This is a genomic window from Larkinella arboricola, assembly GCF_003259745.1.
Classification (GTDB): domain Bacteria; phylum Bacteroidota; class Bacteroidia; order Cytophagales; family Spirosomataceae; genus Larkinella; species Larkinella arboricola.
This window is the reverse complement of record NZ_QLMC01000003.1, coordinates 215,417-230,393: the sequence shown is the minus strand read 5'-3', so window position 1 is coordinate 230,393 and position 14,977 is coordinate 215,417. Positions and strand designations below refer to the sequence as shown.

Sequence of the window (14,977 nt, the reverse complement as noted above, 5' to 3'; positions counted from 1 at the left end):
AAATCTATAGTTTTGCGCCAAAGCGTTGAAAGTAGCGTAAAAAGCCGGCTAAACTATCCGAGATAAGTTGTTTCACCACACTCAATGGTTTATTAACTGTCAAACAATAACCTGATAAGTATGAAAAAAGTATCCCTGTTCGTGAGGGCAATTGGACTGGCTCTGCTGGCAGCGACAGGTGCCAGTGCTCAGTATAACCCGAAAGCCTCGTATGAAGGCCCAGCCAAACTGAACACCTGGTCGGTTTCGGTCATGGGCGGACCCACCCAGTTTTTTGGAGATCTTAGAGAATACGACTTCTATCCGGTTGGAAAAACCAACGCCGATAGCTACAGCGAGCGCAACTCAGCATTTGTTGGCGTAGCCGTCGGAAAGCAGTTGTCCCACCTGTTTGGTCTTCAGTTGGATGGGCAATACGGTAATCTGGTTGGGATGAAACGCCGGTTGTACTTCTCTTATTTCCGTTCCAACTACATTCAAACCGATTTGACAGGGAGCGTTAACCTGAAAAGTCTGCTGTTTGGCATTAACAAAATGAAACGCTGGAAGATTGATGCCTACACCGGTATTGGCGTGGTATTCTTCAAATCGACGGCGTATGAATTAGGAACAGGCCGGGTACGTCGCTGGACCAAAACCAACAACGGTGACGGTATTCTGCGGGAAGCTAAGTACGAAAAAGACTGGGCTATCCCCATTGGCTTAGCTGTGAACTACGAATTGAGCCCCCGTTTTGATCTGGGTCTTGACTTCCGGTTTACGAATGTGAACACCGACCGTCTGGATGCTACCATTGGTGGCAACAGCTCAAGCTACTTCGACGGATACGGAACGCGCGGCCAGTTTGACAACCCGTTCGAGCGCAAAGGCGAATCGAACATGGATAAAATGGGCTATGCTGCTTTGTCAGTTACCTACAAACTGGGTAAAAACGCCGTTAAAGTTCAGAAAGTGAATGGTAAGTACGATTACGATACCACTCGCGGAACTTACCACCTGCGCTGGACCGATCCGAAAAACCTGATCAAACCGCCGGTCATCCTGACGCTGGAGCAAATCGACTCCGTTGCTAAAGCAAACCGTCCGAAAGACATCGATCCGAAACTGTTGATGGATACCGACAACGATGGTGTATCGGATTACTTCGACCGTCAACCCAACACGCCGGCGGGTAGTATCGTCTCGGGTGCTGGTGAAGCCATCGACTTTGATAAATACGTGAGTGCAGCATTGCCGGGTATTGCCTGCGCAGAAATCCTGACAAACGTAACGTTCGATACGGATAAAAACATTATCAAGCCGCAGTTCTACGATATGCTGAACAAAGTGGTTGAGTTGTTGAACAAAACCCAATGCCGTCTGCAACTGTCAGGTCATGCTGACCGCCGGGCTTCTGACCGGTACAACATTGCTCTGTCACGCCGTCGGGTTGAAGCCGTCAAGAACTACCTGGTTAAACAAGGTCTGAACGATCCGAACCGGATCATCATCGACTACTTCGGTTCATTCAAGCCCATCGGTGACAACTCCCGGGCGGGTCTGACGAAAAACCGCCGGGTTGAATTGCGGCTCGTTCCGTAAGCTAGTTAAAATCTAAAAAGTAAAAGCCCCGAAGGTGTTACCTTCGGGGCTTTTTGCGTCTAAATCATAGCATAGTGGGATAAAATTCAAATAGACGAAATCGTCTGGTAACGAATAGGGAAGTGCTACTAACTACGTGCAAAGTGATTTTTGCTCTTTTAGGCACAGAAAGACCTTATTTGTTGTATACGGTTATTTCTTAACTCAGTTACTGACAGCGTGTTTAGTCCAGGTAGGAAAGTTCAAAGGGGTAAACTCTGGTTTGGCCTGTTAATAATTTTTAGTGTTTTACGCGTACAGCCAGCTATCTATGCCCAGACAGTAGAGAACCTGTCGGATGATCAGGTTCGTCAGTTTATTGAACAGGCTCAAAAAAGCGGGTTGTCCGAAATCCAGATCGAGCAGTTGGCCCTCGAACGTGGGTTTACGCAGGCCGATATTAAAAAAATGCGTGCGAGAGTTGCTGAGCTAAACAACTATTCCGTTCAGGAACCGCAAACGGTTTCGACGGGAGACAGCCGTGAACAAACCGATAAAGCCAGCCTGAGTACAGCACCGCCCTCCCGACCCGAAGCGGCTGAAAACAAACTACCCGTATTTGGTGCGAATCTGTTTGCCAATTCGAATCTGACGTTTGAGCCTAACCTTCGGATTCCGACTCCGAAAAATTACCAGATTGGCCCCGATGATGAACTGATTATTGATATTTACGGAAATGCCCAGCGGAATTACCGGGCCAAAGTTAGTCCGGAAGGCGCGGTCAAACTGGAAAATTTGATTCCTGTCTACGTCAACGGCTTGACCATCGAACAGGCAGAGCAGCGAATTGTTAGCCGACTGCGGCAGGTATATGCCGGCTTGAATACAACGGCCAGTGGCATTTTGGCCAGCGTTACGTTAGGCAGCATCCGGAGCATTAAAGTAACCCTGATAGGCCAGGTCGTCAAACCCGGTACTTATACACTTTCGTCGTTAGCTACGGTTTTTAATGCACTTTATGTAGCAGGCGGGCCTGATCCGGACCGGGGTTCATTTCGTGACATTCGGGTATACCGTGGCAATCGGCTGATCCGCACGCTGGATATTTACGATTTTCTGCTGCGGGCCGATCAGAAAGATAATATTCGGTTGCAGGATCAGGATATTGTTTTTATCAACCACTATGAGACACGCGTCCAGCTAACGGGCGAAGTAAAACAACCGGCGATCTACGAAGTACAGCAAGGGGAACTCCTGAAGAATGTGCTGGCATTTGCGGGCGGATTTACAGAAAAAGCCTATACGGCTTCGCTGACCCTGCGCCGGAACACCCCCAAAGAGTTGCAGATTTTTACCGTTCCGGCCGCCGATATTCCAGCGTTTGTTCCGCAGCGGGGTGATTTATACACCGTTGGAGCCATTATTGAACGCTACGAAAACCGGGTGACCATCAACGGCGCGGTTTTTCGTCCGGGTGTTTATGCCCTGCAAAAAAACTCAAGCCTGCGGCAACTCATTGCCACGGCTGAAGGGTTGCGGGAAGACGCCTTTCTAAACCGGGCGACCATCCGGCGGTTACGGGAGAATCTGGACCCGGAACTGATTGCCGTCGATCTGGGCAAACTGATGCGGGGCGAAGTGCCGGATATCATGCTGCAACGGGAAGATGTGGTTGAAATACCGGCCTTCAGCGATTTGCGCGAAAACCGGGTGGTAACCATTATGGGAGCTGTCAATCGACCGGGTCCGTATGCCTACGCCGATAGCATGAGCGTGGCTAACCTGATTGTGCTGGCGGGCGGTTTTACCGACGGAGCCACGGCTTCCCGAATCGAGATTGCCCGGCGAGTGCGGAAAGACACGGCTGACTTACCGCAAACCCAGAATGTACGGATTTTTCAATTTGAACTGAACGATCAGTTGCGACTGACCGAAGCCGACGCCCGTTTTGTGCTCAGCCCGTTCGATCAGGTGTTTGTAAGGACATCATCCCGCTACGAAGCGCAGAAAACAGTAATCATTACCGGCGAAGTGCCTTATCCGGGTGCTTATCCGATTCGTGATAAATCCGAGCGTATTACAGAATTGATCAATCGGGCTGGGGGGCTGCGGCCGGAAGCCTATCTAAAAGCAACCCGCTTCATTCGAAACCAGGAACTGGTTTCGGTAAACATCAGCGAAATTATTGCCAGGCCCTCCGATAGCGGAAATTTGCTGTTGCTGGCGGGCGATTCCATTCATATTCCCAGAAAAATCGAGCTGGTCAAAATTCGGGGCGAAGTGCTCAACCCATCAGTCGTAGATTTTAGTTACCGGAAGTCGATTAAATCATACGTAAGTGAATCAGGTGGTTTTAACTCGAAAGCTTTCCGGCGAAAACTCTACGTCATTTATGCCAACGGCAAGGCAAAGCACACCCGGGGATTTTTAGGCATTCGGGATTACCCCGACCCGGAACCGGGTATGGAAGTGGTCGTTCCGTCAAAACCGTCTAAAACAGAGAGCAAACTGTCGCCCGCTGAACGGGTTGCGGTCATGACGGGTATTACTTCACTGGCAGCTGTAGTGTTAGCTATTATCCGGTTGTTTTGATGAAAAAGTGGATAACGTTATCTCCCAAAGATACCGATAGCATCCGGTCATCTTCGCAGGTGGAGCCGCGGTGGGCGGTGGTTACGGTCTGGCGTCAGCGGAGCAATGTGCTGAAAATTGCTTTTCTATTTGCGGTTATTGGTATCGTGGTTGCTTTGTTGAGTCCCGTCGAATTTACGTCGGAAGTGCAGGTGATGCCGGAATTGCAGGCACGGTCGGCCATGAACCTGAAACGGTTCGGCGCTCTGGCCGAATTAGCCGGTATTAACCTGGAAGGTGTAGGGAATACGGAAGCGGTTCGACCCGATCTGTACCCGGATGTCCTGAAAAGTACGCCGTTTATTCTGCACATGCTGAACCAGCCGGTTAAAACCGTTGGTGGACAGCGTTATCCCACGTTAGCGGCTTTTTTAACGCAGGAGCCTTCGTGGTTGGATTGGTTTCAGGAGAAAAAAACGCTTATGGTTCCCAGGGCAGTTAATGATCGGCAAACGCTGCATCTGACGCGCGATCAGGAGTTGTTGGTGAAGGATACCAAAGAACGTATCTTGTCTGATCTGGATAAGCAATCCGGTGTTATCATCATCAAGATAAAAATGCCGGATGCTGAAGTGGCGGCCCAGGTGAGCCAGATTGCCATCGATTACCTGACGCGTTATGTCATTTCTTATCGAACCGAAAAAACGCGCGAAGACCTGAAGTTTCTCTCGGAACGGTTTCGGGAAGCCAAAAAACGGTATGACCGGGCTATGGTCAACGTGTCAGCTTACAAAGACCAGCATCGCTACATGGTGACGCAGCTTGGTACCATTGAGGAACGTCGATTACAGGCCGAATTTGAGCTGGCGCAGGGGCTATACAGCAACATCACGCAGCAGTATGAACAAACGCGAATTAAAATTCAGGAAGAAACGCCCATTCTGAAAATACTGGAACCGGCGCAGGTGCCCACGAAACGCAGCGAACCCCGTCGCACCATCATGGTTATTCTATATACCTTTGTCGGAGGAATCATCGGTATTATGATTGTACTGATAAGACACGTAGATTGGCGGCAGTAAAGCCCGATAATGATGAGCGAGAATAAGGAAATGAAGGCCACGCGCATTGCCGTTGTTGGCTTAGGCTATGTGGGATTGCCGCTGGCCGTTGAATTTGGTAAAAAATATGAGGTTGTAGGGTATGATATCGATGAACGAAGAGTCGCGGAGTTGAGAAGTGGCTATGATCGAACCCGCGAAACGGAAGAAACGGCGCTTCGGCAGGCAAATCGCTTGCAATTCGGTTCCAGTCTGGAAGCTATTGCCGACTGCACGGTGTATATTATTACGGTTCCAACGCCGGTTGATGCCTATAAAAAACCAGATTTACGGCCTTTGCTGGGCGCAACTCGTGCGATTGGTCAGGTTCTGAAAAAAGGCGATGTGGTTATTTATGAATCCACGGTTTATCCCGGCTGCACGGAGGAAGACTGCGTTCCGGTTCTCGAAAAAGAGTCGGGGCTGATCTTTAATGTTGATTTTTTTTGCGGGTATTCGCCGGAGCGAATCAATCCGGGCGACAAAGTTCATACCCTGACGACGATCCAGAAAGTAACGTCCGGATCAACGCCGGAAACCGCCCGGTTTGTTGATCAGCTCTATGCGTCGATTATTCAGGCCGGAACTCACCTGGCTTCGTCAATCAAAGTCGCCGAAGCCAGCAAGGCCATCGAAAATGCACAGCGGGATGTGAATATTTCCTTTGTCAATGAACTGGCTCTGATGTTCGATCGCATGGGAATCGATACGCTTGAGGTGCTGGAAGCGGCCGGAACCAAGTGGAATTTTTTGAAGTTCAAGCCGGGGCTGGTAGGAGGGCACTGTATTGGGGTCGACCCATATTACCTGGCCCACAAAGCCGAAAGCTTGGGCTATTATCCACAGGTTATTCTGTCGGGTCGGCGCATCAACGATGATATGGGTGTATTTGTCGCCAGCAAGCTCGTGAAGCTCATGATTCGGAAAGGCCATACCATCAAAGATACACGGGTGTTGCTGTTGGGAATCACCTTCAAAGAAAACTGCCCTGACATCCGGAATTCACGGGTGATCGATATTTACCGAGAGCTGACCGAATATGGCATAAACGTTGAGGTATATGATCCGTGGGCCAATGCGGATGAGGTAAAGAAAGAATATGGTTTCCGGCTCATTGATCAGCCTGCCGGACCTTACGACGGTATTATTATGGCGGTTGCTCATGAGCAGTTCCGACAACTGGATCACACGGTTTTACGCACCAACAAGACGGTTATTTATGATCTGAAAGGTTTGCTGGAGAAGAGCATTGTGGATAGCCGATTATAAACCTGAAATTTGTGTTGACCAGTAGTATACATAAAACATCTACAGCAAAGTTATATGCAACACCCGTTAAATTAATAGCCTTGACGGGTGTTAGCATTGTTATTACATTATTTATTAACTATCTATTAGCTGACCAGGTAAGTCCCGAACAATATGGCGCATGGCGTCTGTTTCTGATGTTTACGTCATTTTCTGGGTTATTTCATTTTGGCTTTACTGACGGTGTTACAATTCAATGGCTGTTTAAAGATAGCGTAGAGTGGAAAAAGTGTGCTAAACGTGACTTTTTATATCTTATTATTCAACAATTAGTCATGTATGGTCTTGTCATTGTTCTGGTAAGGAGTGGTATTTATCCGCAAGCGCGCACAAGTAGTGTAGCTGTATTGGTTGCCAATCAAATTATTTTGCAAAATGTATCGGGGTTGCTTCAATCCTTGTTTAACCGGAATCATAATTTCTACTATGGCCCTTTATTAACGCTATTTAGTCAGGCGGTTTTTTTGGTAGGCGTTATAGCTTACAGTATAGATTATACTAAATCGTTAGATCTTATTCTGCTGAGTAATATACAGCTCGTGGTCAGTATGATACCCATGTTATATCTAGCGTTCAAAGAGACAGAGGACTGGACGGCTATTCAACAAAAAGATCTTTACTTATCTAGTATATTAAAAAATATCAGAAGGTCTATTGGTTTTGGACTGCCTATTTTACTTGCTGGCTTACTTTTCCTGGGCTTCCAACATATCGACAAGTTGCTTATAGCTGGTTTATATCCAGCGCGTCAATTTGGATTCTATGCTTTTGCCGCCACTTTACTAAATGTTTGCTTAACGGTTATTTTTTCTGTGGCTAATTTCATGATGCAGACAATAGCGCCTTACCGTAGCACAGTTGAAATTTTTTATAACAAAGCCGTTTTTTTTATTTTACTGCTGATCACTCCTTTGCTGTTCAGCGTAGTTTTTCTGCAACTACTCATGCCCAGATTTTTACCCAACTATTTGGAATCGGTAGTTTACATCCGTTATCTGGCTGGTTTTATCGGCCCTTATGTATTAGTCCAACTAATTCAGTTTAGCGTCTTTAAATTATTAAATAAGCAACGGCTTTTCCTGACTCTGGCAGTTATCTTTTTTGTCCTAAGCCTGTCAGTGGAATATATACTGGCCAAAAGTCAGGTACCACTCACTGTCATAGCATTGTCCTCGGCCCTGATGGCTTACGGCTGGTTTGCTGCCGGAGATTGGTTGTTATGCAGGATAAAGCCTGAATGTAAGCCGAAACAAAAAAAAAGATACCTTTTTATGTTTGCTACTATTTGTTTGTACTTACTAATAAATTTGTTTTAATAGAAGATGATTACGCGAGTCATAATATTAAACTATAATACAGCTGATTTGACCCTTCAGTGTGTTGATTATGTTCTCCGGCAAAAGGATGTATTCACCCATATGGTGGTAGTCGATAACGGATCGACAAGAGAGCAATTTCAGCGTTTAAAAGGAAAGTTGCCTTCTTTCGTAAAGTTGATACGGCTTCAAGAGAACGTTGGTTTCTCGGCGGGAAATAATCGTGGATGTAGAGAGCTTGAGGGGTTACCTGACGCTGCCTATTATTTGTTCGTTAACAGTGATGCTTTTTTGACTCAGAGTGGCACAATTCGGGAGTTACGCAATGAATTAGCAAAAGATTCAGAAGCCGTTGCTATTTCGCCATTAATTCATACAGTTTCCAATCCTACCCCTGTTCGCTTTCAAATTCAGGTAAGGAGAATAGTTGCACCTGGCTGGTTAATAGTTTGCCAAAGTCCGATTTTACGGCGCCTGCCACTTATTAAACAACACTATTTGCGTTTTATTTATAATGATTTAGTTCCTTACCAGGAAAAAGTATACCGTACAGAGAGTATCAATGGCGCTGTATTTATGGTGAAGAGTGAGTTTCTGCACCGTATAAACTTACTGGATGAGGGCACCTTCTTATACCTTGAAGAATTAATATTAGGAGAACAAATTCGGAGATTACATAAAACTTGCCTGTTGCATGGGGGAGTACTTGCCTCTCATTTACACGCGGGTAGTTCAGTAAATAAACGAGGGAAAAGTAGTAGAAAAGCATTCTGTTTTTTTGTAGATAGCGAAGCGTACCTCCTGAGTAAATATCATAAGTTTTCAGCGTTTTCTCTTTCTATAATTAGAAAGGTACGTTTGTTTGAATTTGCACTTAAATCGCTTTTGTATTCTTATAAATAGATAAAGGTATGATTGTGCGGCTTGGGCTTAACCTCTTTTTTCTGGTATTCATTGTCCTACTCTTGTATATTATTAAAAAGAAAGTTAACAAGCCGGGTTATTTGGATATCTACTCATCCTTATGGTTTCTACTGCTGATAGGATCTCAATGGGCCGGTTCCCCTTATTCTGCTGATATCTTTACTTTATTTGTATTTTACCTTGCTTGGATTTCTTTTCTGGTTCCATCCCTATTGTTTTGCAACACAAACGATGAGGAGTGCTCCATTGACTATACTTATGGCCTTAATGCAAACCGGTTAAAGCTTACTTTATTTACGCTAATAATAATAAGCCTTATTGTTAATATAGCAGCTATGTATTCCCTTTCAGGGAGCTTGAATTTTTTCAAATTTGGATTAATCGCATTAAGGTTACAAGGCCGCAAATTGCTGGATGAACAATCAACCATCATTTATCAGCTATTTGCAAAATGCTTTATTGTTTATATTCCTTTAGCTATGATAGGGTATAGGTGTAAGCATATCAATAAGTTTACTTTATTTGTTGCTTGTGTTGTTGGCTTGCTTACCTGTATAATAACATTAACCAGAGCGCCTATACTGTCTTGGGCCATTACTATTATTACCGCTAGTAGTATATGTTTTAATGTTACAAAGAAGAGGTTTTATGCGTATATATTTTTTCTTGTATCGCCAGTTGTTATAACAACTATGTTGTTCGGGATGGACAACGAGGAATTGTTGGAAATGGCGAAGCTTTATATATTTGGCGGTATAAAAGCTTATGAAACGATATTGAATGGGCAATATCCTGATATATCGTTTTATGATGTTAAAATGTATAGTGTCGATTTTATAAATTATAATACTTAAGAAAGTCGGTCTGATTGATAAATACCCTCCGTTGGTGCGCGAATATACCTATGGCCCATCCACTAATGTCTATACATATTTGGATGCGGGTACTTTAGATTTTGGTGTATCGGGTGCTATTCTTTCGGCGTTCATATTAGGCGCTATCGCAGCGTATGTTCATAATAAGGCAAATGCTACAAGGGATATTTTATATGTCTCTTACTACTGCTTTATTAATTATGCTATTGCTATCTCTTTTATGAACAATGAATTGATCCGGATCAATGGATTTATCTTACTAGCACAGTTGCTAAATAAAGGCTAGGCCGGTTTCTTCTCCGGATTCGTGTAGTGTAATTAAGTCACATCAGGTTGTGTATGATCGTAGTTGAATTGATGGGCGGGCTGGGTAATCAGCTATTTCAGTATGCTGCTGGAAAAAGTTTAGCGTTACGAAATAATACGGAGCTGTTTGTAGATACGCAGTTTTTAATGAGTCGGAATGTTGAGAGCCGACATGTTACTTATCGAAATTATGATCTCGACATTTTTACAATAAAGCCGCCTTTAATTTCATCATCCGTTTCGGTACGGTATGGTAACGGCTCTTCGTTATTGATTCGGCATATAAAACGATGGGTTAATCGATTGCTAAAAGTGGGCCATTTGCAGTATATTTATGAGCGTACTCCTTATCAATATGATAGTCGGGTTGATAACCTTAGGGACAATGTATACCTAAGCGGTTATTGGCAAAGTATCCGGTATTTTCAATGTATTCAGCAACAGCTAAGGGAAGAGTTGCAATTCGCTGATCCGATTCCTGATTACGCAATTGGATTAGCTAAAGAGATCAGGAGTAATCCGTCAGCCGTTTTTGTTCATGTCAGACGGAGTGATTTTGTAAATAACAGGCGACATAATGTTGTTCCGCCAGTGTACTATCAGCAGGCGGAACGGTTAATTTCAGAACGAATAAAGACACCAGCTTTTTACGTATTTTCTGACGACATTGAATGGTGTCGAACTCATATCCGGTTTAATGCACCTACGGTATTTGTTGGCAACGAATGGGCAGGGAACCGGGCACAAACACACCTACAGTTAATGACGTTTTGCCACCATTTTATAATACCTAACAGTACATTTGGCTGGTGGGCGGCCTGGCTAAATCCCAGCGTAGATAAGGTGGTTGTGGCTCCCAAAAAGTGGGCTTATGTTAACCAGAACTTTATTAGTTCAGATGAATTGACCTATCCCGGGTGGCTTACTATTTAAAAAGCTATTGCTTATTTTGATATTTGTTTTACAAAGCAAATATTGAGACTTTTGTTTGCCTTCTTAAAGAAAGGGAATCAGCGTTTAGGAGAAGTTGCAATACCACACGAGATTTCAAACAGTGATGGATTCTTTGCCGCCCATAGATACGTGAAACTCATTCCAAGCAGCATATGGTACTTGTTACTGTTGGTTTACCAGTTTATAATGCAGAACCCTATCTGGCCGATGCGATCCAGTCCGTCATGAATCAGTCCCTGAAAGACTGGGAATTGCTGCTGATAGACGACGGCTCAAGTGACAATTCGCTCTCCGTGGCGCAGAGTTTTACCGATCCACGTATAAAAATTATTTCGGATGGAAAAAACCGGGGGGGCGCTGCCCGTCGCAACCAGATTAATCAACTGGCCCGGGGACGGTATATCGCCCTGTTCGACGCGGATGATATTATGACACCCAACCGGTTGCTGGACCAGGTGTCCTGGCTGGAACAGAATACGACGGTTGATATGGTCGGTTCGTATCTCTACACCATTACAGTCAGGAATACCGTCTACGGCATACGGGGAGCAACGTCTATTCCTGAAACCATCCGGGAAGCGATTCATAAAAATCCGATTGCTCAACCGACGGTGATGGCCCGTCGGGAATGGTTTCTGGCTAATCCTTACGACGAACAGATTGGACGCTGCCACGATTTTGAGCTTTGGCTGCGCACCATCGAGCATTCAAAATTTGCGATTATTGATAAACCGCTGATTTTTTACCGGGAAGCAGGTATTCCTTATCTGGAGAAATATACGCGGGGCATTGCAACCATACAGAGGCTTCTGAAGAACTACAGACAGCGGAAAAAGCTGGGGCTTACCTATTACCTCAGGGCGCGGCTTAGGTATTTCGCAAAGGGGCTGGTTTATCGGGTGCTAGCCGTGCTGGATGCCGAAAACTGGCTGTTAACGCTACGAAACCGCCAATTGGATGCGGATGAATTAACGCGTGCGCAATCACTGCTGGCCCGGGCAATTGCACGAAATCAGCCCGACCCCTCTGCTCATCTATGAAACAAGTACGTACGGTAATACAGACTTTTACAGTGCCGGTGTCGCTCGGCTTTATTGACGGGCAAATACCGTACTTAGAGCAAAAAGGAATAACCGTCCGGATTATCTGCTCCGACGGGGCTGCCCTACCGGTTTTTGCCCAGAAATACGGTATTGATTATGACGTTGTTCCGTTTAAACGGGCTATTACCCCCCTTCATGACCTGATTTGTCTTTGGCATATGTACCGAATCCTGCGGGGGGAGAAACCGGCTATTGTGCACGGAAACACACCCAAAGCTGGCTTGCTTTCCATGCTGGCGGCCTGGTTGGCGGGCGTGCCTGTTCGTGTATACGAGATTCATGGCTTTCCGTTTGAGAGCCGGAGGGGGCTCAGCCGTTGGTTGTTGATGAGCATGGAACGCTTGTCTTGCCGGGCCGCCACGCATGTACTGGCTGTTAGTGATTCTCTTCGGAATCAGTCCGTTAAGCTGTCGATTGCAAAGGCGGAAAAAGTCACGGTGCCGCACCACGGAAGCTGCAACGGGGTGGATGCCCTCAATAAGTTTAATCCGGAAAATCTGGATGCTCGAAAATTACAGCAGTTGAGGGAAAACTTAAACCTGAAAGGGACGGTGATCGGATTTGTAGGGCGGCTAACGCGCGATAAAGGTGTGGTGGAACTGGCATCGGCCTGGAAAATGCTCCGTGGCGACTACCCGGACGTTACGTTGCTGTTGATCGGTGCGTCGGAACTGGAGCCGTTTCCCGAAAAAGAAAAAGTGGATGAGATGCTTCAGGACTCCAGAGTCCGCCAGATCGGTTATGTGTCGGAGATGGCCTATTATTACGCCCTGCTGAATTTCATCCTGTTGCCTACGTATCGGGAGGGACTGCCGAATGTACTGCTCGAAGCCGGTGCGATGGAAGTGGCGGCCATTGCCAGCCGCGTGACGGGAACCGTTGATGCGCTGATTGAGGACCAAACTGGCTTGTTCTGTGAAGCGTATTCCGCCGAAAGTCTGGCCCGCCAGATGCGCCTTTACCTGGATAACCCCGACCTGGTGCGGCAACACGGCCAGAACGCCCGGCGGTGGGTGCTACGGGATTTCAACCCCGTCGACATCTGGCAAGCAAAGTTGGCGGTTTATCAACGGGCGTTGCAGTCGGCGGGAATACCGCTGGCCGACTCCGAAAAACCGAGTGTGCCGGTATGAGAATTTTGCTGTTACATCAATATTACCTCCCTCCACACGAAGCCGGTGGGAATCGTTGGAACGAATTGTGCCGGTTGTGGGCCGAACAAGGCCATCAGCTTACGGTGATTGCCGGCATGGTCCATTACAACCGGGGGCGCAAATACGAACATTGCTGGGGTAAGTGGCTGGTGGAAGAAAACGACATTCCGGGGGTGCGCGTCGTTCGGACGCATGTGTCGGAATGGCATAATGTGAACTGGGCCGGACGGTTGTGGGCGTATAGCACCTTCCTGTTTTCCGGCCTCTGGGCGGGGTTGTTCCGGGTGGGTACCGGCTATGATGTATTAATTGTTACCTCACCGCCTTTGCTGCTTGGTTTGCTGGGAGTTGTTCTGTCCCGGTGGAAACGACTGCCTTTAGTAACCGAAATTCGGGATTTGTGGCCAGATACACCCGTTCAAATGGGTATTTTAAAGCCGTCTTTTCTGATTCGGGCGGCTTATGCGTTGGAAAACTGGCTGTATAACTGCTCGGAAAAAGTGGTGGTCTTAACCCCGGCATTCAGGCAGGTGTTGCTGGAACGGAAGGGCGTTGCGGCCTCAAAGATCGGCGTCATTCCGAACGCAGCCGATTTTCAGCGGACCGACCAGCTAACGGCCCTGTTCGACCGAAACGGTTTTCGGAAGGAGCAGGGCATGGAAGGGTTTTTGTGGATCGTATATGCAGGAGCGCACGGTATAGCCAATCAACTGGACCTGCTCGTGGCAACGGCGGCTCTGTTGCAGGACCAACCCGTCCGATTTTTGCTGATTGGCGACGGCATGGCCAAAAAAACCATACGGACTGAAGCCGAACGGCGGTCGCTGCAAAACATCCGGTTTTTGGATGCGCTGCCCCGCGAAGTGGCTTTTCAATACATTCTGGCGTCAGACGTCGGAATTATGACCATGCAGCAGCTGGATATTTTCAAGACCATCTACGCCAACAAAATGTTCGAATACATGGCGGCCCGGCTCCCGATTCTGACGGCTATCGACGGTATTTCGCGCTCAGTAATAGAACGGGCAGATGCCGGGATGTTTGTCGAGCTTCGGAAGCCCGTTGAGGTGGCCGAAAAAATCAGGCTTTACCTAAACCAGCCCGAACTCCGCTGCCGACACGGCCGAAACGGATACGAATACGCCAAAACGCACTTTGACCGGAAACGATTAGCCGACGAGTACTTACAATGTCTTGCCGATGTACCGAAAAACCGGAAAGCGTCTGATTGACGTCAGCCTATCGTTAGTCGCTCTGTTGGTGGCTTTGCCCCTGATGCTGGTCCTGGTGCCTGCGTTGGCGCTGGCCAACCGGGGTACGCCCTTTTTCGTGCAGTCCCGACCCGGTCGGCACGGGCGCATCTTTCGGCTAATCAAGCTCAAAACCATGAACGACCGGCGGGACGCCAACGGTATTTTGCTGCCTGATGCCGAACGTCTGACGCCGGTTGGCCGTCTGATCCGTAAGACATCATTGGATGAGTTGCCACAATTGTGGAACGTCCTGAAAGGCGATATGAGTCTGATTGGTCCCCGTCCGCTGCTGGTCGAATACCTGCCGCTCTATAGCCCGCAGCAGCGCCGACGGCACGAAGTACGGCCCGGAATTACGGGCTGGGCGCAGGTCAATGGGCGGAATGCTTTATGCTGGGAGAAAAAATTTGAGTATGATGTCTGGTACGTCGATAACCTGTCTTTCAGTCTGGACTGCAAAATCATTCTGCTGACCCTTCAGAAAGTCCTGAAGTCGGAAGGGATTTCCTCGGCTTCGGCGGCTACCATGGAAAAATTTACGGGAACGACCTAA

Annotated in this window: 12 protein-coding genes; all 12 read left to right on the top strand. The window is 47.1% G+C overall.

The genetic code is table 11. From position 1 onward, the window contains the following. The first annotated feature begins 120 nt into the window (after positions 1-120). Positions 121-1,581: an OmpA family protein gene (locus tag LX87_RS12385; RefSeq protein ID WP_111628559.1), complete on the top strand. Its 1,461-nt coding sequence runs from the start codon at positions 121-123 to the stop codon at positions 1,579-1,581. A 447-nt stretch (positions 1,582-2,028) separates the two neighbouring features. Further along, positions 2,029-4,152 carry an SLBB domain-containing protein gene (locus LX87_RS12380; protein WP_229310643.1) on the top strand — a complete coding sequence of 708 codons (2,124 nt, stop codon included), beginning with the start codon at positions 2,029-2,031 and terminating at the stop codon, positions 4,150-4,152. Then, on the top strand, positions 4,152-5,213 hold the full coding sequence (locus LX87_RS12375) for a GNVR domain-containing protein (RefSeq protein WP_111628558.1): 1,062 nt from the start codon (positions 4,152-4,154) through the stop codon (positions 5,211-5,213). The genes LX87_RS12380 and LX87_RS12375 overlap by 1 nt, the downstream gene beginning before the upstream one ends. A 9-nt stretch (positions 5,214-5,222) precedes the next feature. After that, positions 5,223-6,500 carry a nucleotide sugar dehydrogenase gene (locus tag LX87_RS12370; RefSeq protein WP_374755125.1) on the top strand — a complete coding sequence of 426 codons (1,278 nt, stop codon included), beginning with the start codon at positions 5,223-5,225 and terminating at the stop codon, positions 6,498-6,500. A gap of 11 nt (positions 6,501-6,511) precedes the next feature. Beyond that, positions 6,512-7,855 (top strand): lipopolysaccharide biosynthesis protein, encoded by a 1,344-nt coding sequence (locus tag LX87_RS12365; protein WP_170139356.1) that lies wholly within the window; start codon positions 6,512-6,514, stop codon positions 7,853-7,855. A gap of 6 nt (positions 7,856-7,861) precedes the next feature. Continuing rightward, positions 7,862-8,758 carry a glycosyltransferase family 2 protein gene (locus LX87_RS12360; RefSeq protein WP_111628556.1) on the top strand — a complete coding sequence of 299 codons (897 nt, stop codon included), beginning with the start codon at positions 7,862-7,864 and terminating at the stop codon, positions 8,756-8,758. Positions 8,759-8,766: 8 nt separating this feature from the next. Beyond that, entirely contained in the window at positions 8,767-9,633 is an 867-nt protein-coding gene (locus tag LX87_RS12355) for a hypothetical protein (protein ID WP_111628555.1), read from the top strand. Between the two features lie 360 nt (positions 9,634-9,993). Beyond that, positions 9,994-10,893, top strand: a complete 900-nt coding sequence (locus LX87_RS12350) for an alpha-1,2-fucosyltransferase (RefSeq protein ID WP_111628554.1) — start codon at positions 9,994-9,996, stop codon at positions 10,891-10,893. 173 nt (positions 10,894-11,066) lie between these two features. Next, complete coding sequence (locus tag LX87_RS12345; RefSeq protein ID WP_111628553.1) at positions 11,067-11,954, top strand: glycosyltransferase family 2 protein; 888 nt, start codon at positions 11,067-11,069, stop codon at positions 11,952-11,954. Next, complete coding sequence (locus tag LX87_RS12340) at positions 11,951-13,150, top strand: glycosyltransferase family 4 protein (protein ID WP_111628552.1); 1,200 nt, start codon at positions 11,951-11,953, stop codon at positions 13,148-13,150. Before LX87_RS12345 ends, LX87_RS12340 begins: the two co-directional genes overlap by 4 nt. Continuing rightward, positions 13,147-14,403: a glycosyltransferase family 4 protein gene (locus LX87_RS12335; protein ID WP_111628551.1), complete on the top strand. Its 1,257-nt coding sequence runs from the start codon at positions 13,147-13,149 to the stop codon at positions 14,401-14,403. The genes LX87_RS12340 and LX87_RS12335 overlap by 4 nt, the downstream gene beginning before the upstream one ends. Next, entirely contained in the window at positions 14,372-14,977 is a 606-nt protein-coding gene (locus LX87_RS12330; protein ID WP_111628550.1) for a sugar transferase, read from the top strand. The genes LX87_RS12335 and LX87_RS12330 overlap by 32 nt, the downstream gene beginning before the upstream one ends.

Coding starts and splice junctions, on each gene's coding strand:
- LX87_RS12385 (WP_111628559.1), top strand. CDS start 121: ATGAAAAAAGTATCCCTGTTCGTGAGGGCAATTGGACTGGCTCTGCTG.
- LX87_RS12380 (WP_229310643.1), top strand. CDS start 2,029: ATGCGTGCGAGAGTTGCTGAGCTAAACAACTATTCCGTTCAGGAACCG.
- LX87_RS12375 (WP_111628558.1), top strand. CDS start 4,152: ATGAAAAAGTGGATAACGTTATCTCCCAAAGATACCGATAGCATCCGG.
- LX87_RS12370 (WP_374755125.1), top strand. CDS start 5,223: ATGATGAGCGAGAATAAGGAAATGAAGGCCACGCGCATTGCCGTTGTT.
- LX87_RS12360 (WP_111628556.1), top strand. CDS start 7,862: ATGATTACGCGAGTCATAATATTAAACTATAATACAGCTGATTTGACC.
- LX87_RS12355 (WP_111628555.1), top strand. CDS start 8,767: ATGATTGTGCGGCTTGGGCTTAACCTCTTTTTTCTGGTATTCATTGTC.
- LX87_RS12350 (WP_111628554.1), top strand. CDS start 9,994: ATGATCGTAGTTGAATTGATGGGCGGGCTGGGTAATCAGCTATTTCAG.
- LX87_RS12345 (WP_111628553.1), top strand. CDS start 11,067: ATGGTACTTGTTACTGTTGGTTTACCAGTTTATAATGCAGAACCCTAT.
- LX87_RS12340 (WP_111628552.1), top strand. CDS start 11,951: ATGAAACAAGTACGTACGGTAATACAGACTTTTACAGTGCCGGTGTCG.
- LX87_RS12335 (WP_111628551.1), top strand. CDS start 13,147: ATGAGAATTTTGCTGTTACATCAATATTACCTCCCTCCACACGAAGCC.
- LX87_RS12330 (WP_111628550.1), top strand. CDS start 14,372: ATGTACCGAAAAACCGGAAAGCGTCTGATTGACGTCAGCCTATCGTTA.